This window comes from Bradyrhizobium guangxiense, assembly GCF_004114915.1.
Lineage (GTDB): Bacteria > Pseudomonadota > Alphaproteobacteria > Rhizobiales > Xanthobacteraceae > Bradyrhizobium > Bradyrhizobium guangxiense.
Genome location: NZ_CP022219.1, coordinates 6,914,348 through 6,936,589, shown reverse-complemented (window position 1 = coordinate 6,936,589; position 22,242 = coordinate 6,914,348). Strand labels below are relative to the sequence as shown.

Sequence of the window (22,242 nt, the reverse complement as noted above, 5' to 3'; positions counted from 1 at the left end):
CGCAAACCGCCTCTTTGCACCGCTTATAGCGGCCTAACCACTGGACAGCGAAGGACTTTCACGGGCATCACTGAATTTGCCGGAATCGCCCAAAGACCATTCGAAGACCACTCTGCCAGCCCATATGGAAGGGGATATGACCGAGCAGCCAACCCGTCAGAAAATGGCCGCCGACGGCATCACCGCGCCGCTGCGGTACACCGTATTCCGGCGCATCTGGCTCGCCAGCCTGCTCTCCAATCTCGGCCTCTTGATCCAGGGCGTGGGCGCAGCCTGGGCAATGACGCAGATGGCGGCCTCGGCAGACAAGGTGGCGCTGGTGCAAACCGCCTTGATGCTGCCGATCATGCTGATCTCGATGCCGGCCGGCGCCATCGCCGACATGTATGACCGCCGCATCGTCACGCTGATCTCGCTGTCGATCGCGCTGATCGGCGCGAGCGCGCTCACCGTGCTGGCCGGCTTCAACCTGATCACGCCCGAATTGCTGCTGGCCTTCTGCTTCGTTGTCGGCAGCGGCAACGCGCTGTTCGGCCCGGCCTGGCAGTCCTCGGTCAGCGAGCAGGTGCCGCCCGATGCGCTGCCGTCGGCCGTCGCGTTGAACGGCATCAGCTACAACATCGCGCGCAGCTTCGGCCCTGCAGTCGGCGGCGTCATCGTCGCCGCACTCGGCGCAGTGGCCCCCTTCGCCTGCAACGCGATTCTCTATCTGCCGCTGCTGGTGGTGCTGCTGCTCTGGCGCCGCTCGGTCGAGCCCTCGCGGCTGCCGCGGGAAAAGCTCAATCGCGCCATGGTCTCGGGCTTCCGCTACATCACCAATTCGCCGCCGATCAAGATCGTGCTGTTGCGCACGCTGGTGATGGGCCTGATCGGCGGCGCCGTGATGGCGCTGATGCCGCTGGTCGCGCGCGACCTGCTGCATGGCGGCGCGCAGACCTATGGCATCATGCTCGGCGCCTTCGGCATGGGCGCCGTGGTCGGCGCACTGAATATCCATGAATTGCGCAAGCGCATGAGCGGCGAGGCCGCGATCCGCGCCTGCACCATCTCGATGGCGTTCGCGATGGCTGCGCTCGCGCTGAGCACGGAGCCGGTGCTGACGGCAACGGCGCTGGTGCTGGCCGGCGCGGTCTGGATGGCCGCGATCGCACTGTTCAACATCGGCGTACAGCTCTCGGCGCCGCGCTGGGTGGCGGGCCGCTCGCTCGCGGCGTTCCAGGCCTCGATTTCCGGCGGCATCGCCATCGGTGCCTGGGGCTGGGGCCATCTCACCGACTTTGCCGGCGTCGAGATCGCGCTGCTGACAGCGGCCGGCCTGATGCTGATCTCGCCGCTGCTCGGGCTCTGGCTCGCGATGCCGCGCGTCGGTGCCCGCAACGAGGATGCCGATGTGCTCGCCGATCCCGAGGTGAAGCTGTCCCTGACGGGGCGCAGCGGCCCGCTTGTGGTCGAGATCGAATACCGGGTGTCCCAGGAGAACGCGCGCGCCTTCCACAATGTGATGCAGGACGTGCAGCTCTCGCGGCAGCGCAACGGCGCCTATGGCTGGTCGATCGCCCGCGACATCGCCGACCCGGAACTATGGACCGAGCGCTATCATTGCCCGACCTGGTTCGATTACTTGCGCCAGCGCAACCGCTCGACCCAGTCCGAACGCGCGCTGCATCAGCAGGCGATCGATTTCCACATCGGCGCCGAGCCGGTGCGGATCCGCCGCATGCTGGAACGCCCGTTCGGATCGGTGCGCTGGAAGGACGACACGCCGGATCGTGCGAGCGCCGAGGTGCTGCCGGTGGTGGCGACGGCGGCGGGAAGCAGCACGTAGGTTTCTGGTCATTCCGGGGCGCGCCATCAGGCGCGAGCCCGGAATCCATTTCTCTCAGCGGATTGCCGCTCGATGGATTCCGGGTTCGCGCTTCGCGCGCCCCGGAATGACAATCACTGCCCGTGCTCGGTCAGCACCTTGTCGCAGGCTTTGCTGAGGCGGGTGCGGTTTTGCTTCAGGCAGGCGAGCACCGCGCCGTCGCCATTGTTCATCACCGCGCGGCAGAAGCGGCTGACATCGCGTGCGCAGGCATCGTGGCCGGGCTGCTGCGCTGACGCGACTGATGCGCACAGCAGCAAAGGAAGAATGAAAAGAAATCTGGTCATCGCGTAATGCCTCTACCCGGAAAAGAGTGCGGGCGAAGCTAGTGCGACGATCCCGAGGCTGCAACGGCTTTATTGCCGAGCGGGAGGCGAGCCGCCGCGTTGCCCTCGGCATGACGCCGGCGCACATCGCGAGGGGGGACCGACCGGCGCGATGATCGTGCGCGCTCTTACTGGCTGTCCTGGGCGTCGGCGACCTTGCGTGAGGCGCCGCCCTTGGCGAGGTCCTTGTCCATCACCGCGCGGCAGCCGGCGCTCAGATCCGAGCGATGCTTGATCATGCACGCCGTGATCTTCGGGATGTTGGGGATGTCCGCCGAGCACAGACGGAAGGCATCGCCGGTGCACATCTGCTGCGCCTCGGCCGAGAAGGCGAAGCTCGAGGTCGTCGAGACCAGCGAGACGATGGCGGCAAAACCGAGGGCCAGGCTGGTGTCGCGGATACTGGCGGAGAAGGACTTGGTCATGTGAGGCTCCCATTGGCACCGCGCAGAGCGGGCCCGTTGTTGATGGGAGCTATGATGCTCCGGCAGATCCGTTTCCACTGTGATGACGGTCACGGGAGATGCCCCCTCTGTGAGGTCGGTCACGTTGGCGCACCGCCCTGAAATTCCTCCACAACCGCCGTCGTGTTGGTGTCACGTTAACTGTTACTTCGCATTAATGGCTCCTCGCGCGGGGAATTCCGCCGGTTTGGTTGCGTAATTGGAAAGAGTAGCGATGCGTAATGCGTTGGGCCTGATGCTGGCCAGTGTAGTTGCGGCGGTCGTGATCGCCGCCGGCGGTTGGTTTTATTATTCCGCGCGCGCCGACCAGGCCGCCCCCAAGACAGTTGCCGCCCGTGCCGCCGATCCATTGCCGGCACCGGCGAAGCTCGCCGCCAGGGATGACGTCGAGACCACCGCGGCAATCGCGGCGAAGCCGACGGCCGTTGCCCAGGCGCCCGCCCCCGCCCCGGCCGCGCCAGTTCAGCCGAGACAGGCCTGCGCCAATCCGAATGCGCTCGGCGTCTCCCGCGTGGTCGAGATCGACACCACCGGCGGCCCCGGCTTCGGCTTCGATCATTTCAAGCAGTTCGACTTCCTCACCGACAAGGAGGTCGTGCTGACCTTCGACGACGGCCCGTGGCCGGTGAACACGCCCGCGGTGCTGAAGGCGCTCGCGGACGAATGCACCAAGGGCCTGTTCTTCTCGGTCGGCAAGCACGCGACCTATCATCCGGAGATCCTGCGCCAAGTGCTGGCCCAGGGCCATACGGTGGGCACGCATACCTGGTCGCACGTCAATCTTAACGGCAAGAAGATGACCGAGCAGATGGCCAAGGACGAGGTCGAGAAGGGCATCAGCGCGGTGAGATTCGCACTCGGTGCCAACCCTGCGCCGTTCTTCCGCTTCCCGCAGCTGCAGCACAATCCGGCGATCGTGAACTATTTCGGCACCCGCAACGTCGCGATGTTCTCGACCGACGTCGACTCCTTCGACTTCCGCAAGGGCGCCACGCCGGAGAAGATCATCGAGACGGTGATGACGCGGCTCGACAAGCTCGGCAAGGGCATCATCCTGATGCACGATTTCCAGAAGAATACCGGCATCGCGCTGCCGACGCTGCTCGCGCGGCTGAAGGCCGGCGGCTACAAGATCGTGCAGATGAAGGCCAAGACGACGCTGCAGACGCTGCCGGAATATGACGAGGCGCTGATGAAGGACATGAAGGTGCCGACCGCGAGCACCACCACGCGTCCGATCTCGAGCGTGGTGCAGACCGTGTCGCAGTAAGCTCGATCACAGCTTCAAGAATGCGCATGGCCGGGCTTCTGCCCGGCCATTTGCTTTGCGCGCGTGGCTTACCAATAGATGCCGTGGGCAGTGCAGGCAAAGCGTTCGATGATGGCGATGGGAACAACGTGAGCGCTGGTGCCGCAAGAGGGATTCGAACCCCCGACCCCGTCATTACGAATGACGTGCTCTACCGACTGAGCTATTGCGGCGAACCCTGCCGGAGCCTGAGCGATGCCGGCCCCGATACGCGCGCTCCTGATATCGGGCATGGCCCGAATTGGCAAGGACAAGCCGGGTTCGAAATGCGGTTCACGCGCCCCAGCGGGACCAGAATCCGCGCCAGCCGCCGGCCTGGGCCTTGGCATGGGCCCTGGGCGTGCCGATTTGTTCCGTAAATTCATCGCTCGGACCCTCGTCATCGATCCCGGGATCGTCGGGGGCCCGGACGATCGGGATGACCGCGGGAATCGGCGCAGACGCGGGCTTACCGAGGTCGGCCCGGGTCCGGAACACCGGCGTGGCCGCCGGCGGCGATGATTCGGCGGGCTCGGAGGCCGGTTCGACGGGCGTTACCGCGGGCTCGTCCCTGGGGACTTCCTGGATGATGTCTTTGGCGGCTGCTTCCTTGGCAGATTCCTGGGCAGATTCCTTGGCCTCAGGAGGCGAATTGTCCTGGGCGGCCGGCATTGGGGCTGGGGCCGTCACCGGCGGTTCCGCCGGGGCATCGCTCGGAGCCGCCGTCACACGCTTCGGCGGCGGCGCCGCCAGCATGGCTTCCTCGAAGGCCGAGGATTCGATCGTGGTGCCCTTGTCCGAGGGCAGGCTGGCGACCGGTGTCTGCCACTGGAACGCATCGAGCCGGCCGGTGACCGGGGAGACCGGGCGCCAGCGATCGCTGACATAACCGTCCGCAGTCCAGGCCGGATCGTGACGGGCGCGCACCGCGCGCAAGGTCCAGGCGCGGGCACGGCCGCTATCGCCATGCTCGGCGCGCTCGATCTCGGCCATCAGCAGCGCGACGCGCTGGGTGGGATCGCCGACATAGGGCGCAAGCACCTCGCGCGCGCGGGCGAACTCGGAAGCGTCGATCGCGGCCCGCGCAATCGCGAGCTGGCCCTCGATATGGCCGGGCTTGTCGGCCGGCGTCTTGGCGGCGAGCGTCTCGACCCGCTGCAGGCGCTGCCGCGCGGAATCGCCGAGCTTCACATGCGCATAGGCTTCCGCAAGGTCGGGATGCGGGTTGGCCAGCCAGGCGGCCTCGACCAGCTTCATGGCGCGGCGCACCTGATGCGCCTCGCTCTCGAATTTCGCAGCAAGCACCGCGGCCGGCACCAGGGTCGGCGCCAGCTTGACCGCTTCCATCACGCTCTCGCGCGCGACGTCGCGGTCCATGGTCTGCAGTTCCAGCGCGCGCGCCGTGAGCAGCACCCCGCGCTGGCGGCGATAGGCCTGCTTGTCGATCAGGCCCGCGGACAGATTCGAATCGAGGATCGCAAGCGCGCCGCCCCAGTCGCCGCGCGCGCAGCGGAAGCCGAGCACCGCATGCGAGGCCCAGGTCGAGGACGGCGACAGCTTGATCGCTTCCTCGGCGATCATCACGGCGCCGACCGCATCGTCGGCGCGCTGTGCCTCGATGAACAGGCCGCGCAGGCCGAGCAGGCGCGTGTCCTCGCGTTCGGCCATGGCGCGGAAGACGCGCTGTGCCTCGTCGCGATTGCCTTCGAGCTGAGCCGACTGCGCATGCAGGAGCAGCGCGAGCGGATCATTCGGTGCGTGCCGCCTCGCCGCCTCGGCGTGACGGCGGGCAAGCGCGGTGTCGCCATGACCGATCGCGAGCAGGCCGTGGGTGATGGCGTGGCGGCCGCGGGCGTGGCGCTTGTCCTGGCGGCGGCGCCGCAGACGCCCCGGCGTGCGCCAGATCGTCGTCACGATGCTCCAGACCAGCACCACGGCCGCAGCAAACAGGCCAAGCAGGAACACGAATCTGGGAAGCGTCGTCGAGATGCGGAAACCGCCCGCGGTCAGGACGAGATCGCCAGGCTGGTCGGCGACCCAGGCCGCGCCGGCCGCCGCCAGTGCAATCAGGACGAGGAAGAGGACGATGCGAAGCATGACGATCCCTATTACGCGCCGATTGTTGCGCGAATCTTATTGAGCAGATTTGGCCGGATCAGATTTGGCGAGATCCGCCATCGCATCGTCGGCGAATTTGCGGGACGCGGCGAGCGCGGCGTCGCGGGCATCGGCCTTGTCGAGCCAGGCCTGCGCCGGCGCGCGATCAGCCTCCGCCAGCGTCTTGAGCTCGCGCCGCGCCTCCACGAAATCGTTGCGGAGCGCCGCCGCCGTCACCCGCGCGACGATGGCACCGCGATCGTTGCCGACCCCATCGGTCCGCTCGATGCGGACGAGTTTCGACGCGCCAGCCTGAAGACGCTCGACGATGCCGGCATTGGCGGCCGGGGCTTCCGCCGGCGGCGACAGTTTCGGCACGATGTTGAGGAGCTCGCGGCTCAATGCGACCGGCGTCGGGATGCCCGACGATGCAAACGCATCGAGCGGTTTCAGCGCATCGGGCTTGGCGGCGAACGAACGCGCTGCGGATAGCTGCGACTGATAGGGGTCGCCATGACGAACGGCGACGTCGAGCAGGGCGGCCGCAACGACGTGACGCAGCGGCCTGTCATCTGCCGCCTTGGCTTCGGCGATCTTCTCGCCCTGCTGCACGAGCTCGGCGCGCTCCGCCTTGCTGGCGCGCTCGAGCTGCGCGATGCGGTCGTTGAGAGCGGCCAGATCAGGCCCGGCAGCGCGCGGCGCTGATTTGGTATCGTTCAGGGCGCTCGCGGTCTTGTCGGACTGCGCGCGCAGATTGGCGATGTCGCTGCGCAAGCTGCCGACGGACTTTTCCAGCGCATCGATCCGCGCGGCCATGGCCGGATCGACGACGGGCTTGCCGGCTTTGGCTTCGACCGCCGCAACACGGCCGCTCAGCGCGTCGACCGTCGCGCTGGTGACTTGCGGCGCGGCCGGCGGCGCCTGCACGGCAGGCCAGCCCAGCATCCAGCCCACTGCAATCACGACCGCCGCCGCCACGGCACCGGAGAACGGCGCCACGACCCAGGGCGAAATCGGTGACGCGGGAGCCTGCGCTTCGACACGCTCCGGCTCTGCGTCCATCGGATCGGATTTTGCCTGCTCAGGCTCGGCGCGCTCCGACTCCGGCTGGGCCTCGGGCTCGACCGTCGCCTCCTGCGGCTGGGTCGAGACTTCGGTGGCTTCGAGATCGATGGTGGGCGGCGTGCGCTTGGCACGACCAGCGTCGGGCGCCAATCCTGCGTCTTCAGGCTTGTCGTCGGCCATCGTGACGGTTCCTCACACTTCCATACCAGGGGTGGACCAGATTGCGTCGGATTCGGCCCGACCTCTTACGCCAAACGGGTCCGCAAAGCACGCTCCAAGGTGACAAACAAGGCATTTTCGTCCGGTGTCGCGGCGACCAGAACCTGTGACGCGCCGGCCTCGCGCAGCGCGCTCGCAACCGCTTCCGACAGGCAGCATTGCGGTATCGCCAGCGCCGAAATCTCCACGCCTTCGTCCCGCGCCGCATCCAGGAACGCGCGGGCGCTGCGTCGGGAGTAGTGCAGCACCGCCTCGACCCCGTGGGCGGCGAAGCCCTCGCAAACCTCGCGCGGCAGATGCGTGACCGGCGCCATGCGATAGGTCGTCTGCGTGACCACGGAGAAGCCCTCCGCATCAAGCTCGCCGCCGAGGTCACGCGACAGATCCGCGCCCGCGAGATACAGCAGCGTGCTTTTCTTCTTCAGCACCTTGTCGCGCGCGCTCTGCATCACCGTGTCGCGCAGGGACGCGGCATCGCCGCCGGCGACGATCACCTTGGCAAAGCCGGCGTCACGCGCCGCCGCGGCCGTATGCTCGCCGACCGCGAACAACGGCAGCTGCAGCAGACCAAGGTCGCGCAATTGCGGTGCGGCGGCCCGGATCGCGTTGGCCGACGTGACGAGGATGGCACCGTACGGAGCTGCACCCGTGTCATGGAAGGCAACCGGCTCGAACTTGAGCGCCGGGGCAAGCAGCACCGCATGCCCCCGCGCGCGCAGACTTGCCGCCGTCGCTTCATTGTCGGGATGCGGCCGTGTGACAAGAATGGACATCGCTGGTGTTCCCGAACCACGTGGCGTGACGCAAGACCGGGACGGGGTGCGCGTGACGATTGCGCAATCTGGCCCCGGAATGCTACCGGACGTACCAGAACTCTGCTTTACGGATGAGCGCAAGGGCGCAAATTGGATAACAATTCGCCAATGCTGGTGCTGGGCATCGAAACCACCTGCGACGAGACCGCCGCGGCCGTGATCGAGCGCGCGTGCGACGGCAGCGGCAAGATCCTGTCCAACATCGTGCGGTCGCAGATCGAGGAGCACGCCCGCTTCGGCGGCGTGGTGCCGGAGATCGCCGCCCGCGCCCATGTCGACCTGCTCGACGGCATCGTCGATCGCGCCATGCGCGAGGCCGGCATCGGCTTCGGTGAGCTCGGCGGCGTCGCGGCCGCCGCGGGGCCGGGCCTGATCGGCGGCGTCATCGTCGGGCTCACCACCGCGAAGGCAATCGCGATGGTGCACGACACGCCGCTGGTTGCGGTGAACCATCTGGAGGCGCACGCGCTGACGCCGCGCCTCACCGATGGAATCGAATTTCCCTATTGCCTGTTTCTCGCCTCCGGCGGCCATACCCAGATCGTCGCGGTCACCGGCGTCGGACAATATGCGCGGCTCGGCACCACCGTTGACGACGCGATCGGCGAGGCCTTCGACAAGGTCGCGAAGATGCTGGGCCTGCCCTACCCCGGTGGACCGCAGGTCGAGCGTGCGGCGGCAAGCGGCGATGCCACGCGCTTTGCGTTTCCGCGCCCGATGCAGGGGCGCCCCGATGCCAATTTCTCGCTGTCGGGATTGAAGACTGCGGTGCGGACCGAGGCGAGCCGTCTGGCTGAGATCACGCCGCAGGACATCAGCGATCTCTGCGCGAGCTTCCAGGCCGCCGTGCTCGATTCGACGGCCGACCGGTTGAGCGTCGGTCTCAGGCTGTTCCACGAAAGATTCGGCGCGCCGCGCGCCCTGGTCGCGGCCGGCGGCGTCGCCGCCAATCAGGCGATCCGCGGCGCTCTCGACGAGGTCGCGCAGCAGGCCGGTACGCAATTGATCATGCCGCCGCCGGCGCTCTGCACCGACAACGGCGCAATGATCGCCTGGGCCGGTGCCGAGCGCCTTGCGCTCGGCATGACCGACACGATGGATGCGCAGCCGCGCGCGCGCTGGCTGCTCGACGCCAATGCGTCGGCGCCGGCAGGCTACGGCAAGACGCGGGCGGGATACTAGAATGTCCGGATTCCAATCCGTCGCGGTGATCGGCGCGGGTGCCTGGGGCACGGCGCTGGCGACCGTGGCAGCACGGGCAGGACGCGCCGTGACGCTGTGGGCGCGCAATGCCGAGCACGCCGCGCGGATCGCATCGACCCGCGACAACCCGCGGCTGGCTGGTATGCGGATCGCCTCCGAGATCGTTGTCACGAGCGATCTCGCCGAGGCGTCGCGCGCGGAGATGCTGCTGATCGCGACGCCGGCGCAGCATCTGCGCGGCGCGGTCAACATGCTCGCCTCGCATCTGGCAGGGCCCGCGCCGATCATTGCCTGCGCCAAGGGCATCGAGCACGGCACCCACAAATTCATGACCGACGTGATTGCGGAAGCCGCACCGGGCGCGCAGCCGGCGATCCTGTCGGGACCGAGCTTCGCCGATGACGTCGCGCGCGGCCTGCCGACGGCGGTGACGCTGGCGGCGAAGGACGAAGCGCTGGCCAGCGGCCTGGTTCGGGCGCTGGGCTCGGCGACGTTCCGGCCCTATCACACGACGGATGTCCGCGGCGTCGAGATCGGCGGCGCCGCCAAGAACGTACTGGCGATCGCGGTCGGCATTGCGGTCGGGCGCAACCTCGGTGCCTCGGCGCAGGCCGCGCTGACGACCCGGGGCTTTGCCGAGCTGACGCGCCTCGGCCGCGCGCTCGGCGCGCGCAGCGAGACGCTCACCGGCCTGTCCGGTCTTGGCGATCTCATTCTGACCTGCTCGAGCCCGCAATCGCGCAACTTTGCGCTCGGCCTCGCCCTCGGGCGCGGCGAGCAGCCGTCCGCCGGCAAGCTTGCCGAAGGCGAATTCACCGCGCCGGTATTGATCGAACTCGCAGCTTCGCAAAACATCGAGATGCCGGTATCAGAAGCGGTCGCGTCGATCCTGAGCGGCCGCAGCACGATCGACGGCGCGATCTCGGGGCTGTTGACGCGGCCCTTCAAGGCAGAGGAATGAGCATGGCGTACTGGCTGGGGAAATCCGAACCATCGGTGTGGTCCTGGGACCAGCAGGTGGCGAAGGGCGCCAAGGGCGAGGCCTGGACCGGCGTGCGTAACTACACCGCGCGCCAGAACCTCGTCGCCATGAAGAAGGGCGACAAGGCGTTCTATTATCATTCCAACGAGGGCAAGGAGATCGTCGGCATCGCCGAGATCATCAAGGAAGCCTATCCCGATCCGACCGACAAGACGGGCAAGTTCGTCTGCGTCGACATCAAGGCCGACAAGCCCTTGAAGACGCCGGTGACGATGGCCTCGATCAAGGCCGAGAAGAAACTTGTCGACATGGCGCTGGTGAAATATTCGCGCCTCTCGGTGCAGCCGGTGACGGAGGAGGAGTGGAAGCTCGTCTGCAAGATGGGCGGGATGTAGTTTCTTACGTTTCCGGCAAAGCAAACACCTCACACGGCGCAGCAATCCCGCGCAGCGGATGCGATCCGAGCGCGACCAGTGGCATCTCCGTCTCGGCGGCAAGCGCGCCAGAGACCAGCACCGTCCTGCCGAGCGGCTTGCACAATCCCTCGAGCCGGCTGGCGAGGGTGACGGCGGGGCCGATCGCGGTGAAGTCCAGCCGATTGGCCGCGCCGATATTGCCCCAAAGCATCTCGCCGAGATGCAGCGCGGCGCCGAACGCGAGCGGCGGCAGGCCCTTGGCAGCGCGCTCCGCGTTGAGATAGGCCATCCCGGCCTCGGCTGCGCCTGCAGCACGCAGAGCGGCCTCGCAGGCGCGGCGCGGCGAGGCCTCGAGCACTGGAAAGATCGCGAGCACGCCGTCGCCGATGAATTTCAGCACTTCGCCGCCGAAGGCGTGGACGGCCCCGGCGATGCGATCGAACCAGGCGTCGAGCGCGGCAATGACCTCGCCAGGCGGTGAGGTGTCCGACAGAAGCGTGAAATTGCGCAAATCCGCATAGAGCAGCGCGGCCTGAATGGTCTCGCCGAGATCGCGCCGCAACGGCGCCGCCAGCACCCGCTCCGCACTGCGCTTGCCGAGATAGGCGTCGAGCGTTGCCCGTAACGTGGCGCGCGCGGCGAGCGCGGCAAGCGGCGTTGCGGCAAAACGCGCCGCCTGGCGCAATTGCTCGATGTCGTCCGCGGTGAACGGATGCGGCCCGATCCAGCCGAGCAGCGGCCCATCTTGCCGCCCCACGATGTCTTCGTGCACCTCGCCGCGCGCGATGTCGCGCAACCAGCGGCGACCGGCATCGTTCGGCGGATCCGGCGCCAGCCCGCCCGGGGCAAAGCCGAGCGCTTCGATCACCTGGCCATTGTCGGCACGCCACAGCCAGGTCCGCTTCGCGATCAACGGATGCGGCACCTCCAGCGTCAGGGCGCCCGCTGCGAGCGGGACGCCATCGGCGACGAGATGAGCGCCGAGTTCCGCAAGCAGGCGGTCCGCTCCGGGACAATCCGAGGCGGCATCGACGAGCCAGGCGAGGGTCGGGGACAGCTGCATGGCCCGATGATGACGAAGCAGGGCCGTCTTTGTCACGGGCAATCCTTGACGGAGCGCAGGGCCGCCGCCATGTCCCATCGTCAGACCAGGGATGATCGCCGATGACCGAACCGTTCATAGTGCGACGCGAGACCCAGATCGCGGCCCCGCGCGCCACCGTCTTCGCCTATCTCACCGATCCCGAGAAAATTCTGAGCTGGATGGGGTCCGAAGCGACCACGGAACTGCACCCGGGCGGGCTCTATCTGCTGAAGGGTGTCGGCCCGCGCGCCGCCGCCGCCCGTGGCGCCTTCCGCGAGGTCGTGCCGGTGCATCGCCTGGCCTACACGTTCGGCTGGGAGGGCGGTCAGGAAGTGCCGCCCGGCTCGAGCCTGATCGAGATCGATCTGATCGAGCGCGACGGCGGCACGCTGCTGCGCATGACCCATAGCGGCCTGCCCAATGCGGAACAGGTGGCGGCACATGCCAAGGGATGGGCGCACTATCTGGAACGGCTCACGAGCGCAGCCGCTGGCAGCGATCCCGGTCCCGACAGGGGTGTGTCCGCGAAGACGTAGCTCTCGTGGGGGGGACAAAGGCGCACTTGCGCGTACCCACCATCTATCTCGGCGCCTTAACAGAATTGGTGGGCGCGGCGCTTCGTGCCCTTTGCCCACCCCACGGCAGCGCGACGTGTCGTTACACCGCCGCGGTGGCCACCACCTGCGCCAGCAGCTGCTCGCGCCGCGCCTGCGAGCGCTGGCCCTTCATGGTAGCTGCGAAGCGCTCGAGGATGCCTTCCTCGAAGGCAGTAACGATGGTGTCGTGGACGTAGCTCTTGCGGCAGATCGCCGGCGTGTTGGAGAGCTTGTCGGCGGCGGCGCGGATCGCGTCCAATACCTGCTTCTTGCGGCCGCGCTGGCTGGTTGCCGGCGTGATCCGCGACAAGGATTCCACGACCACGGCAGAGGCCATCAGCGTACGAAAATCCTTCAGCGAGATCTTGATGCCGGCGATCTCGCGCAAGAACGCGTTCACCTGCGTGGTGTTGACCGCGCGCACGATGCCGTAGGCATCGCGGTACTGGAACATGCGCTTGCCGGGCACGCCCTGCAAAATACCGATGGCACGCACCAGCTTGGCCGCGTCGCACTCCTTGCGCACGGCCTTGCCGCCCTTCGCCTTGAAGGTCAGCACGAAGCTGTCCTCTTCGAGCGTGACATTGGCCTTCAGCAAAGTGGTCGCGCCGCGGGTGCCGTTGAGGCGGGCATAGGATTCGTTGCCGGGACGGATCGCGGTGCGGGCAATCAGCTCGATGACGGCCGAGAGCGCGAATTCACGCGTCGGCTCGTCGCCCGACAGAAACGCCGAGACCTTGCGCCGGATTTTTGGCAGCGCGCCGACGAGCTTCTCCAGGCGATGCGCCTTGCGGTGCTCGCGGACCTTCTCCCAATCGGCGTGATAGCGATATTGCAGCCGGCCCGCGGCATCGCGGCCCACGGCCTGGAGATGCGAGTTCGGATCGGCCGAGTAGCGCACTTCGCGATAGGCCGGCGGCACCGCCATGGCGTGCAGCCGGCGGATGGTGCGGGCGTCGCGGATATGCGCGCCGTTGGGACGGACGAAGGAATAGCCCTTGCCGCGCTTGATGCGCCGAATGGTCAGCTCGTTCTGATCGCCGAGCCGCAGGCCGAGCTCCTTGGCGAGCGCCTCGACCGTCGCCGCCGGCGCCGTGTCGAAGACCTTTTTCGGGCTCGGACGCCGGAAAGGGGCCGGTTTCGGCCATTGTCCGAGGGCTTTGGCCAGTGCAATGGCGGCAGGATCGGCTGAAGCGGGCCGCATCGTCCCGAAATTCCGCTGATCCATCATAACCTTACGCCTTAGCCCTGTTGGTATCGATCAATGCCGCTGTTCTGATTTTTGTTCCGAGGGGTCTCTTTGGACCCGGGTTGGCCATTTAGGGTGTTCCGAACCGCATTGCGAGTCCCGAATCGGTGAAAGGCGGTTCCTAAATACCTCCCACGACGCATGGGCGCCCTGCTCGGGCCTGTTCCGGTGATTTGGGTAAAGAGCCGAAAGCGTCCCGCTCCGCCTGTTTCAGATTTGCGACAGCCGACTCGCGTGGCTTGATCCTCCGCATGGCCGGCAGCCCGCCGAAGGTCCAGCTTGTGCTCCTTGTCGGGCCCGGTTAGCCCGACGCATAATCAGTCAATGATCAAGTCGGCTCGCCAATCGCTAGCGTGGGGCCTGCCGTATGTGGAGGGAAAGCATGTCCGAGAAGATCTACGACGTCCCCGCGGAATGGGCGAAGCGCGCCTGGGTCGACCAGGCCAAGTACAAGGAGATGTACGCTCGCTCGATCTCGGACCCGAACGGTTTCTGGGCGGAGCAGGCCAAGCGCATCGACTGGATGCACGCGCCGACAAAAATCGAGAACGTCTCGTTCGCGCCGGGCAACATCTCGATCAAATGGTTCGAGGACGGTGTGCTCAACGTCGCCTACAACTGCATCGACCGGCATCTCGCCAAGCGCGCCAACCAGACCGCGATCATCTGGGAAGGCGACGATCCCTCGCAGTCCAAGCACATCACCTATCAGGAGCTGCACGACGAGGTCTGCAAGATGGCCAACATCCTGCGCACCCGTAACGTGAAGAAGGGCGATCGCGTCACCATCTCCCTGCCGATGATTCCGGAAGCGGCTTATGCGATGCTCGCCTGCGCACGCATCGGCGCGATCCACTCCGTGGTGTTCGCGGGCTTCTCGCCCGACAGCCTCGCCCAGCGCATCAATGACTGCCAATCGAAGGTCATCATCACCGCGGACGAAGGCCTGCGTGGCGGCAAGAAAGTGCCGTTGAAGGCCAATGTCGACGCGGCGCTCGCCAAGGCCGACGGCGTCGACTGGGTCGTCGTGGTCAAGCGCACTGGCGGCAAGATCGACATGAACCCGACGCGCGACCTCTGGTACCACGAGGCGGCGGCGATGGTGACGACGGAATGCCCGGTCGAGCACATGCACGCCGAGGACCCGCTGTTCATCCTCTACACCTCAGGTTCGACCGGCCAGCCCAAGGGCGTGCTGCACACCACGGGCGGCTATCTCGTGTTCGCCTCGATGACGCATCAATACGTCTTCGACTATCACGACGGCGACATCTACTGGTGCACCGCGGACGTCGGCTGGGTCACCGGTCACAGCTACATCCTCTACGGGCCGCTGGCGAACGGTGCGACCACCCTGATGTTCGAGGGCGTGCCGAATTACCCCGATAATTCCAGGTTCTGGAGCGTCATCGACAAGCACAAGGTCAACATCTTCTACACCGCACCGACCGCGATCCGTGCGCTGATGCGGGGCGGCGAGGAGCCGGTGAAGAAGACCTCGCGCGCCTCGCTCCGCCTGCTCGGCTCGGTCGGCGAGCCCATCAACCCGGAAGCATGGGAGTGGTATCACCGTGTCGTCGGCGACGACCGCTGCCCGATCGTCGACACCTGGTGGCAGACCGAGACCGGCGGCATCCTGATCACGCCGCTGCCGGGCGCGACCAAGCTGAAGCCCGGCTCAGCCACCCAGCCGTTCTTCGGCGTGGTTCCCGAGATCGTCGACGCCGACGGCAAGGTGCTGGAAGGTGAGACCACCGGCAATCTGTGCCTGACCCGCTCGTGGCCGGGCCAGATGCGCACGGTCTACGGCGATCACGCCCGCTTCGAGCAAACCTATTTCTCGACCTACAAGGGCAAGTATTTCACCGGCGACGGCTGCCGGCGCGATGCCGACGGCTATTACTGGATCACCGGTCGCGTCGACGACGTCATCAACGTGTCCGGCCACCGCATGGGCACCGCGGAAGTCGAGAGCGCGCTGGTCGCGCATGACAAGGTGTCGGAGGCCGCAGTGGTCGGCTTCCCGCACGACATCAAGGGCCAGGGCATCTACGCCTATGTCACGCTGATGGCCGGCGTGCAGCCGACCGAGGACCTGCGCAAGGAGCTCGTCGCCTGGGTGCGCAAGGAGATCGGCCCGATCGCCTCGCCCGACCAGATCCAGTTCGCACCGGGCCTGCCCAAGACCCGCTCCGGCAAGATCATGCGCCGCATTCTGCGCAAGATTGCCGAGGACGAGCCGGGCAGCCTGGGCGACCCCTCGACACTGGCCGATCCCGCCGTGGTCGACGATCTCGTCAGGAACCGGCAGAACCGCAAGCAGGCGTAACGCTCTGATCTCATGCCCCGGACGCAGCGCAGCACGCGAGTGATGCGCTGCCGAGCCGGGGACCTGCGATCGACGGAAAGAAAGAACTGGGTCCGGATCGGCGCTCCGTTTCGCTGCCCTTGTCCGGGACACGAGGCGCGTGTCGCGCTCCCTCTCAACAACAGCCATTCACACCCTCACACTCTTGTCAGCGCACGCGGTGGCGCGGTCGCATCTTTCCCCGGTGAGTGTTGTTTTCGGGTCATTTACTTTATTTCGAACATTTCCTTTGTTGCCCCTGCTGGCTGGCCCCTGGCGCCCGCGCGTGGAAACCATCCGGTTAACGGGCGCGGTTAGGATTGTCGGGACGAGCGGGCAATTGCCGGTTCTGCGTAGATTTTGGACGACCCGTTCGGGGCAAGGGGAAGATTGATGGCGATGAGGATTGCTGTGGCGCTGGCCGCAACCATCGGGGCGGGGATCTTGATGTCGACGGCGGCCGAGGCGCGGCCGGAAATGGTGGGGACGCATCTGGCCGACTATTCACCGGGCACCATCGTGGTCAAGACCAGCGAACGACGGCTCTATCTCATCATCGGCAACGGCCAGGCCGTGCGTTATCCGGTCGGCGTCGGCAAGTCCGGCAAGCAATGGGCCGGCACCACGCGCATCGACGGCAAGTACCGCACCCCGGCCTGGTCGCCGCCCGCCGAGGTGAAACGCGACAAGCCGAGCATTCCGGACGTCATTCCGGGCGGCTCGCCGCGCAATCCGATGGGCGTTGCGGCGATGACGCTGGCCGGCGGCGAATACGCCATCCACGGCACCAACGTGCCGGGCTCGATCGGCGGCTTTGTTTCCTACGGCTGCATCCGCATGCTCAACGACGACATCACCGATCTCTACGGCCGCGTCTCCGTCGGCACCACGGTGGTCGTGACGCGCTGATCGCCGCGACCAGGCAAGACAACAAACGGCCGCGTCTTTGAGCGCGGCTTTTTTGTTACCAGAAGCGCCAGCCGCGTGCGCACCAGCCGTCGCGATGGCCACCATTATAGCTTCGCGCAAAACCGCCGGCGAGCAGCGCTGCCGAAACGTTCGCGGTTCGCCGGGTCGCGACGTCGGCGAGAACGCGGCCGTATTTGTCGGGACCGAGATTGGTGATGGTGACGCCGCCCTGACCGAGCAGATCGCGCAACGCGCGAGCCGCGGCTTCCGCCTTGTCGAGCTCCTCCTGGCACGACGCCTTCAGCTCGGGTGCGTCGATGCCGCGCAGACGAATCCGCGCGACGAGATCGCGTCCGTCGCGTTGATGTACGCGCGCCAGAAAAGTGTCACCATCGATGGTGCGGATAACATCGATCGGCAGGCGTTCGCCGGGATTGCCTGAGTGCTGGAGGATGATCTCGGCGTCCTGCGCGCGCTCGTCTCCCGGATGCGGAACCGGCCAGTTGGTGCCGTGTCGGAATGTGAGCACGATCGACACGACAAGCCCGGTCACGAACATCCACGGCACCAGTCCGGCAAAGCGACGGCCGAACGGCGAGCCGCCGAACCGCGGCCGATAAGCATTGGGGCGATCCTGGAAACGCATCAACCGACGCTAGCGCTGAGTCGGGGATGGCGGCAAGGCACGGTCGGACGCGCGGCCTGCTGCCACCGCGCGCCTCGTTCGGATCGTGGCCGGTCGTGAATTCCGGCTATGCAGAGAACTCTATTCCAAGCGCGTCGGATAAGGCAGTCACAACGCTCCCGTTGTCGATTAACTCACCCGCTCTACGCGCGCTGCATCTCCGATCGAATTGGTTTTGCGCCAAGCTGAATCGAGCTTTACCACGAGCCGATCGCTAGCTTCGAGGGTGACGGCCGTGGCTAGAGTGCTCATATGCTCTGCCGTCCACAGCAGATGGCTGTCGGACCACAGTTCTTGTGTCCAAGGGATGGCATTGCATAAGCCCGGCGCGACAAGGTCCAGGCTCAACTCGCTTGGATAAGGTGCCGTTTGCGTCTCAGCACCGTAGTTGATGTCGGCAACCTGGCTTTCTCTGCTCAGTTTGCGGAATGCGCCGCGCAGATAACGATAACCTCCACTTCCCCACGATGGAGACCATTCGTAGTCAGCGCTGATGCGCGGCCGCGCCATCGTGTGCTGTAACTCCATGCGTGCCGTCTCGAACAGCGTCGTCAAGCTAAGCTGATATCGGCTTTCCATATCGGAAATAGTGCGGCGCAGATCATCTAGTTCGGTACCGGCGTCGACACCGGGCCATTCACAAGCAACACCGGAATAGCGAACCCGGTCCGGTATGATGATGCAATTCGGCCTGCCGAATTGCTCGCGCAAGGCGTAAACAAGCGTTGAGCGAGCCTCGTCGACAACGAGATGATTCGTATAGACGAAGGCGATAATGGCATCGAAGCCACCATTGAGCGTGTCGCGCGACTGAGTTGTGAGATCGCCTTCGACGAAGCGGATCTTGTTTGAAAGTCCATTCTCCTCCGCGAGGGCGCGCGCGAGCTCCACGTTCTCGCGATCGATCGCAGCGACCTCAGAAGCGCCCGCCTTCGCAGCGAGGAACGACATGAGCCCGGTACCGCAGCCGGCGTCGAGCACGCGCATTCCGGGTCGGATGAGCCGTTCGATGGCGCGTGCAACGGCCATGGTGCGATCGACTCGTGCGAGCAGTCTGACATGAGTAATACTGGAGAACACTGGGTTGTGAATTGAATGGGCAGGTTTCGTGGCTGTCGATCTTCAGCAAGGAGACGATGGGGCCCTATGTGCTCGCGGAAAGTCTGTTCAATCCGCTACAGATATTGATTGATGCGGGCTATCCGCGACACCGGCTCCATTGCATCATGCTCGATCGCGAGCCGGCAAGTTCACTGGCGTCGTGGATGGAAAAATGGTCGGACCGCGCTTCTGAAAAAGCGCTGATCCACAATTACGTTGCCGCCGCGCTCAACGCCGTGCGGGTGGAGAATTATGCCAGGCGACACGGCGTTCCGGTCACCCGTTACGTGTATGAAGTGAGCAAGGAGCCAGTATCATCGGTGCGCGTCCTCTTCGATCGGCTCGGTCTTTCGAACAGCTTTGCCGAAAAGGCGGTGACGTGCTGGCGGGAGAAGGGACCGGACCAAGCGGATAACGCACGAGTTATATGGCCCAGTGAGGCGATTGTTTACGACGTCCCCAATCTGCATACCTCCGATACGGCCTACCGCTACCAACGCCGCGCGACGTCCTCGCTGAGCCAGACGGTGCTGGACGTTCTTGAGTGTTGCGGCGTCAATGACGTCTATCGCGCTTCGGTTGCAGGCTGTGTTGGCGATCTCGGCCTCACTCGGGCGACGTCGGCGAAGTTGTTTGGCGATTGGTTCGCTGCGACCGCATGACCATGTTGGAAGTGCCCACAATCGCCGCGCCGGCCGTCCCCGGCATGGCCGATGGCAAGCAGCGGCGTATCACCCTCAGCCACCTTCGGCGCCTGGAGGCGGAAAGCATCCATATCCTGCGGGAACCCGCGGCCGAGTTCCGAAAGCCGGTCATGCTGTATTCGATCGGAAAGGACTCGTCGGTGCTGCTGCATCTGGCGATGAAGGCCTTTCATCCCGGCAAGCTGCCGTTCCCGCTGCTACACGTCGACACGACCTGGAAGTTCCGCGAGATGATCGCGTTTCGCGACCGCCGCGCGCGCGAGCTCGGCATCGACCTGATCGTCCACACCAACAAGGACGGATTGAGCCAGGGCATCGACCCTTTCACCCACGGCTCGGCGCGCTACACCGACGTCATGAAGACGCAGGCGTTGCGGCAGGGGCTCGATCTTCACGGCTTCGACGCCGCGATCGGGGGAGCGCGGCGCGACGAGGAAAAATCGCGTGCCAAGGAGCGCGTGTTCTCGCACCGAAGCGCGGCGCATCGCTGGGATCCGAAGAACCAGCGGCCCGAGCTGTGGAGCCTATACAACACGATGCTCGCAACCGGCGAGAGCATGCGGGTGTTTCCGCTCTCGAACTGGACCGAGCTCGACGTCTGGGACTACATCCTGCTCGAGGACATCCCGATCGTTCCGCTCTATCTGGCGGCTTCGCGCCCGGTGGTCGAGCGCGACGGCGCGTTGATCATGGTGGACGACGAGCGGATGCCGCTGCTTGCAGGCGAAGAGCCGCAATGGCGCTCGGTCAGATTTCGGACCCTGGGCTGCTATCCGCTCAGCGGCGCCACGCTCTCGACGGCAGCAACCCTGCCCGAGATCGTGCGGGAGATGACGGCCTCGCGCACCTCCGAGCGGCAGGGACGCATGATCGACCGGGACAGTCCGGCATCGATGGAGCGCAAGAAAGCGGAAGGCTACTTCTGATGTCCTATCACGAGGCCCCCACGATCGCCGCCTCCGACGCGCGGCGGCTGGATCAGGACGACCGTCCGACGCTGCGTTTCGTCACTTGCGGCAGCGTCGACGATGGCAAGAGCACGCTGGTCGGTCGCCTGCTCTATGATTCCAAGACGCTGCTCGACGACCAGCTCGACGCGCTGGCATCCGAGAGCCGGACGGTCGGCACCACCGGCGGCGATCTCGACTTCGCGCTGCTTGTCGACGGCTTGCAGGCCGAACGCGAGCAGGGCATCACCATTGACGTCGCCTACCGCTTCTTTGCCACCAGGCTCCGCCGCTTCATCGTCGCCGACACGCCGGGGCACGCGCAATATACGCGCAACATGGCGACCGGCGCCTCCAACGCCGAGCTCGCCGTGGTGCTGGTCGACGCCCGCAAGGGCGTGATCACGCAGACGCGGCGTCACAGTCACATCCTGTCGCTGCTGGGCATCCGTCACGCCGTGCTCGCCGTGAACAAGATGGACCTGATCGGCTTCGACGGGAATCGCTTTGCGGCCATCACTGCCGAATATCTGACCATGGCCGGTCAGCTCGGGATCTCGCAGGTCCAATGCATTCCCGTCGTGGCGCCCGACGGCGACAACATCGTCGCGGCGAGCGCGCGGATGCCCTGGTACAGCGGGCCGACCGTTACGGCCTATCTGGAATCGGTCGACGTTTCCGGCGATGTCTCGCAGCGGCCATTCCGGCTGCCGGTGCAATGGGTCAACCGGCCGAAAGCGGAGTTTCGCGGCTTCTGCGGGCGCATCGCGAGCGGAACGATTGCGGCCGGCGAGACCATCGCCGTGCAGCCCTCGGGCCGCCAGAGTCGCGTCGCGCGCATTCTCACGCCCGGCGGCGAGCGCGATCGCGCCGCGGCGGGCGAATCGGTCACCCTCACATTGTCCGATGAGATCGACGTCAGCCGCGGCGACGTGCTGACGGCGGGAGCTGCGGCGCAGGTTACCGATCAACTGGCGGCACATCTCGTCTGGTTCGATGACGAGGCCATGGTCGCAGGCCGCCGTTATCTGCTCAAATGCGGCGCGGCCTCGACCGGCGCGGTGATCACGACACTCAGTCACCGTATCGCCATCGACACCATGGCACAGGAAAGCGCCGAGATGCTCGACGCCAATCAGATCGGCTATGTCCATCTCAGCCTCGACCGCCCATTGGTGTTCGAGGCCTATCGCGACAACCGCGACATGGGCAGCTTCATTCTCGTCGATCCGATCAGCCACCGCACGGCCGCAGCGGGAATGATCGATCTTTCGCTCCGACGCGCCACCAACATTCATTGGCAGCAGCGCGCCGTCGACAAATCGGTGCGGGCGCGGCTGAAGCAGCAACGGCCCTGCGTGCTCTGGTTCACCGGGCTGAGCGGTGCCGGCAAATCGACGATCGCCGATCTCGTCGACCGCAGGCTTGCCGAGCTCGGCCGCCACGCCGCGCTGCTCGACGGCGACAATCTTCGCCACGGCATCAACCGCGACCTCGGCTTCTCCACCGCGGATCGGGCGGAGAACGTCCGGCGCGCCGCGGAGATCGCCGCGTTATTCGTCGACGCCGGCATGATCGCGCTGGTCGCGCTGATCTCGCCGTTCCGCAGCGAGCGGGAGCTGGCACGCCAGCGGGTCGAGGCGGGCGAGTTCATCGAGATCCATGTCGCCACCCCGCTCGCCGAATGCGAGCGTCGCGATCCCAAGGGACTTTATCGCAAGGCACGGGCCGGCGAACTGCCGGCATTCACCGGCATCGATCAGGCCTATGAGCCGCCGCAATCGCCGGAGATCATCATCGACACGTCAGAACTGTCGACCGAGACGGCTTGCGAGCGCATCATCGGTTACCTCCGCGACAATCACTATCTGTAGCGCGCAC

At 66.0% G+C, this 22,242-nt stretch carries 20 protein-coding genes and 1 tRNA gene; 11 read left to right on the top strand and 10 right to left on the bottom strand.

The window, feature by feature from the left end; all coding sequences use genetic code 11:
- The first annotated feature begins 136 nt into the window (after nucleotides 1-136).
- Nucleotides 137-1,825, top strand: coding sequence for an MFS transporter (locus X268_RS33225; RefSeq protein ID WP_128928856.1), 1,689 nt, complete (start codon nucleotides 137-139; stop codon nucleotides 1,823-1,825).
- A gap of 113 nt (nucleotides 1,826-1,938) precedes the next feature.
- On the opposite strand, the gene X268_RS33220 is transcribed toward X268_RS33225, so the two are convergent.
- The gene (locus X268_RS33220; RefSeq protein WP_128928855.1) at nucleotides 1,939-2,151 is read right to left on the bottom strand and encodes a cysteine rich repeat-containing protein; all 213 of its coding nucleotides are present in this window, start codon (nucleotides 2,149-2,151) and stop codon (nucleotides 1,939-1,941) included.
- 167 nt (nucleotides 2,152-2,318) lie between these two features.
- The gene (locus X268_RS33215) at nucleotides 2,319-2,615 is read right to left on the bottom strand and encodes a hypothetical protein (RefSeq protein WP_128928854.1); all 297 of its coding nucleotides are present in this window, start codon (nucleotides 2,613-2,615) and stop codon (nucleotides 2,319-2,321) included.
- A gap of 253 nt (nucleotides 2,616-2,868) precedes the next feature.
- Between X268_RS33215 and X268_RS33210 the strand changes: the two genes are divergently transcribed.
- Entirely contained in the window at nucleotides 2,869-3,924 is a 1,056-nt protein-coding gene (locus tag X268_RS33210; RefSeq protein WP_128928853.1) for a polysaccharide deacetylase family protein, read from the top strand.
- A gap of 136 nt (nucleotides 3,925-4,060) precedes the next feature.
- Here the strand turns inward: X268_RS33210 and X268_RS33205 are convergent.
- From X268_RS33205 to X268_RS33190, 4 genes are all read right to left on the bottom strand, one after another.
- Nucleotides 4,061-4,136: transfer RNA gene (locus X268_RS33205), tRNA-Thr, on the bottom strand.
- 100 nt (nucleotides 4,137-4,236) lie between these two features.
- Nucleotides 4,237-6,039, bottom strand: coding sequence for a heme biosynthesis protein HemY (locus tag X268_RS33200; RefSeq protein WP_128928852.1), 1,803 nt, complete (start codon nucleotides 6,037-6,039; stop codon nucleotides 4,237-4,239).
- A gap of 36 nt (nucleotides 6,040-6,075) precedes the next feature.
- Complete coding sequence (locus X268_RS33195) at nucleotides 6,076-7,284, bottom strand: COG4223 family protein (RefSeq protein WP_128928851.1); 1,209 nt, start codon at nucleotides 7,282-7,284, stop codon at nucleotides 6,076-6,078.
- Between the two features lie 65 nt (nucleotides 7,285-7,349).
- Nucleotides 7,350-8,096 (bottom strand): uroporphyrinogen-III synthase, encoded by a 747-nt coding sequence (locus X268_RS33190; protein ID WP_128928850.1) that lies wholly within the window; start codon nucleotides 8,094-8,096, stop codon nucleotides 7,350-7,352.
- 156 nt (nucleotides 8,097-8,252) lie between these two features.
- Between X268_RS33190 and tsaD the strand changes: the two genes are divergently transcribed.
- Genes tsaD through X268_RS33175 form a run of 3 tightly spaced genes read left to right on the top strand, consistent with a single transcriptional unit; the run spans nucleotide 8,253 to nucleotide 10,718 of the window.
- Complete coding sequence (gene tsaD / locus X268_RS33185) at nucleotides 8,253-9,320, top strand: tRNA (adenosine(37)-N6)-threonylcarbamoyltransferase complex transferase subunit TsaD (RefSeq protein ID WP_208764481.1); 1,068 nt, start codon at nucleotides 8,253-8,255, stop codon at nucleotides 9,318-9,320.
- A gap of 1 nt (nucleotide 9,321) precedes the next feature.
- Nucleotides 9,322-10,302, top strand: coding sequence for an NAD(P)H-dependent glycerol-3-phosphate dehydrogenase (locus tag X268_RS33180; RefSeq protein WP_128928849.1), 981 nt, complete (start codon nucleotides 9,322-9,324; stop codon nucleotides 10,300-10,302).
- Nucleotides 10,303-10,304: 2 nt separating this feature from the next.
- Nucleotides 10,305-10,718 carry an EVE domain-containing protein gene (locus tag X268_RS33175; RefSeq protein ID WP_128928848.1) on the top strand — a complete coding sequence of 138 codons (414 nt, stop codon included), beginning with the start codon at nucleotides 10,305-10,307 and terminating at the stop codon, nucleotides 10,716-10,718.
- 4 nt (nucleotides 10,719-10,722) lie between these two features.
- Here X268_RS33175 and X268_RS33170 read toward each other — a convergent pair whose 3' ends face one another.
- A complete protein-coding gene (locus X268_RS33170) occupies nucleotides 10,723-11,802 on the bottom strand; it encodes an adenylate/guanylate cyclase domain-containing protein (RefSeq protein ID WP_164938211.1) in 1,080 nt (359 codons plus the stop codon).
- A gap of 101 nt (nucleotides 11,803-11,903) precedes the next feature.
- On the opposite strand from X268_RS33170, the gene X268_RS33165 reads away from it, so the two are divergent.
- Entirely contained in the window at nucleotides 11,904-12,359 is a 456-nt protein-coding gene (locus X268_RS33165) for an SRPBCC family protein (RefSeq protein ID WP_128928846.1), read from the top strand.
- A gap of 121 nt (nucleotides 12,360-12,480) precedes the next feature.
- On the opposite strand, the gene X268_RS33160 is transcribed toward X268_RS33165, so the two are convergent.
- Entirely contained in the window at nucleotides 12,481-13,650 is a 1,170-nt protein-coding gene (locus X268_RS33160) for a DNA topoisomerase IB (RefSeq protein WP_128928845.1), read from the bottom strand.
- Nucleotides 13,651-14,050: 400 nt separating this feature from the next.
- Here X268_RS33160 and acs point away from each other — a divergent pair, with 400 nt between their 5' ends.
- Together acs and X268_RS33150 are read left to right on the top strand one after the other, a co-directional pair.
- On the top strand, nucleotides 14,051-15,997 hold the full coding sequence (gene acs, locus X268_RS33155) for an acetate--CoA ligase (RefSeq protein WP_128928844.1): 1,947 nt from the start codon (nucleotides 14,051-14,053) through the stop codon (nucleotides 15,995-15,997).
- Between the two features lie 411 nt (nucleotides 15,998-16,408).
- Nucleotides 16,409-16,924: a L,D-transpeptidase gene (locus X268_RS33150; RefSeq protein ID WP_128928843.1), complete on the top strand. Its 516-nt coding sequence runs from the start codon at nucleotides 16,409-16,411 to the stop codon at nucleotides 16,922-16,924.
- A gap of 55 nt (nucleotides 16,925-16,979) precedes the next feature.
- On the opposite strand, the gene X268_RS33145 is transcribed toward X268_RS33150, so the two are convergent.
- Both X268_RS33145 and X268_RS33140 read right to left on the bottom strand, forming a co-directional pair.
- On the bottom strand, nucleotides 16,980-17,570 hold the full coding sequence (locus X268_RS33145) for a thermonuclease family protein (RefSeq protein WP_128928842.1): 591 nt from the start codon (nucleotides 17,568-17,570) through the stop codon (nucleotides 16,980-16,982).
- A gap of 168 nt (nucleotides 17,571-17,738) precedes the next feature.
- Nucleotides 17,739-18,638, bottom strand: a complete 900-nt coding sequence (locus X268_RS33140; protein ID WP_128928841.1) for a methyltransferase domain-containing protein — start codon at nucleotides 18,636-18,638, stop codon at nucleotides 17,739-17,741.
- Between the two features lie 62 nt (nucleotides 18,639-18,700).
- On the opposite strand from X268_RS33140, the gene X268_RS33135 reads away from it, so the two are divergent.
- Genes X268_RS33135 through cysN form a run of 3 tightly spaced genes read left to right on the top strand, consistent with a single transcriptional unit; the run spans nucleotide 18,701 to nucleotide 22,235 of the window.
- Complete coding sequence (locus tag X268_RS33135; protein ID WP_347341905.1) at nucleotides 18,701-19,372, top strand: hypothetical protein; 672 nt, start codon at nucleotides 18,701-18,703, stop codon at nucleotides 19,370-19,372.
- A complete protein-coding gene (gene cysD / locus X268_RS33130) occupies nucleotides 19,369-20,340 on the top strand; it encodes a sulfate adenylyltransferase subunit CysD (protein ID WP_430648243.1) in 972 nt (323 codons plus the stop codon). Before X268_RS33135 ends, cysD begins: the two co-directional genes overlap by 4 nt.
- Complete coding sequence (gene cysN / locus X268_RS33125; protein WP_128928840.1) at nucleotides 20,340-22,235, top strand: sulfate adenylyltransferase subunit CysN; 1,896 nt, start codon at nucleotides 20,340-20,342, stop codon at nucleotides 22,233-22,235. Before cysD ends, cysN begins: the two co-directional genes overlap by 1 nt.
- The last annotated feature ends 7 nt before the right edge of the window (nucleotides 22,236-22,242 follow it).

Bases quoted from the DNA above. Each gene is read 5' to 3' on its own strand.
- X268_RS33190 (WP_128928850.1), bottom strand. From the start codon at position 8,096: ATGTCCATTCTTGTCACACGGCCGCATCCCGACAATGAAGCGACGGCG.
- cysD (WP_430648243.1), top strand. From the start codon at position 19,369: ATGACCATGTTGGAAGTGCCCACAATCGCCGCGCCGGCCGTCCCCGGC.
- X268_RS33175 (WP_128928848.1), top strand. From the start codon at position 10,305: ATGGCGTACTGGCTGGGGAAATCCGAACCATCGGTGTGGTCCTGGGAC.
- X268_RS33210 (WP_128928853.1), top strand. From the start codon at position 2,869: ATGCGTAATGCGTTGGGCCTGATGCTGGCCAGTGTAGTTGCGGCGGTC.
- X268_RS33150 (WP_128928843.1), top strand. From the start codon at position 16,409: ATGGCGATGAGGATTGCTGTGGCGCTGGCCGCAACCATCGGGGCGGGG.
- X268_RS33145 (WP_128928842.1), bottom strand. From the start codon at position 17,570: ATGCGTTTCCAGGATCGCCCCAATGCTTATCGGCCGCGGTTCGGCGGC.
- X268_RS33220 (WP_128928855.1), bottom strand. From the start codon at position 2,151: ATGACCAGATTTCTTTTCATTCTTCCTTTGCTGCTGTGCGCATCAGTC.
- X268_RS33140 (WP_128928841.1), bottom strand. From the start codon at position 18,638: ATGGCCGTTGCACGCGCCATCGAACGGCTCATCCGACCCGGAATGCGC.
- X268_RS33165 (WP_128928846.1), top strand. From the start codon at position 11,904: ATGACCGAACCGTTCATAGTGCGACGCGAGACCCAGATCGCGGCCCCG.
- X268_RS33195 (WP_128928851.1), bottom strand. From the start codon at position 7,284: ATGGCCGACGACAAGCCTGAAGACGCAGGATTGGCGCCCGACGCTGGT.
- X268_RS33215 (WP_128928854.1), bottom strand. From the start codon at position 2,615: ATGACCAAGTCCTTCTCCGCCAGTATCCGCGACACCAGCCTGGCCCTC.
- cysN (WP_128928840.1), top strand. From the start codon at position 20,340: ATGTCCTATCACGAGGCCCCCACGATCGCCGCCTCCGACGCGCGGCGG.
- X268_RS33160 (WP_128928845.1), bottom strand. From the start codon at position 13,650: ATGATGGATCAGCGGAATTTCGGGACGATGCGGCCCGCTTCAGCCGAT.
- X268_RS33200 (WP_128928852.1), bottom strand. From the start codon at position 6,039: ATGCTTCGCATCGTCCTCTTCCTCGTCCTGATTGCACTGGCGGCGGCC.
- X268_RS33180 (WP_128928849.1), top strand. From the start codon at position 9,322: ATGTCCGGATTCCAATCCGTCGCGGTGATCGGCGCGGGTGCCTGGGGC.
- X268_RS33170 (WP_164938211.1), bottom strand. From the start codon at position 11,802: ATGCAGCTGTCCCCGACCCTCGCCTGGCTCGTCGATGCCGCCTCGGAT.
- acs (WP_128928844.1), top strand. From the start codon at position 14,051: ATGTCCGAGAAGATCTACGACGTCCCCGCGGAATGGGCGAAGCGCGCC.
- X268_RS33225 (WP_128928856.1), top strand. From the start codon at position 137: ATGACCGAGCAGCCAACCCGTCAGAAAATGGCCGCCGACGGCATCACC.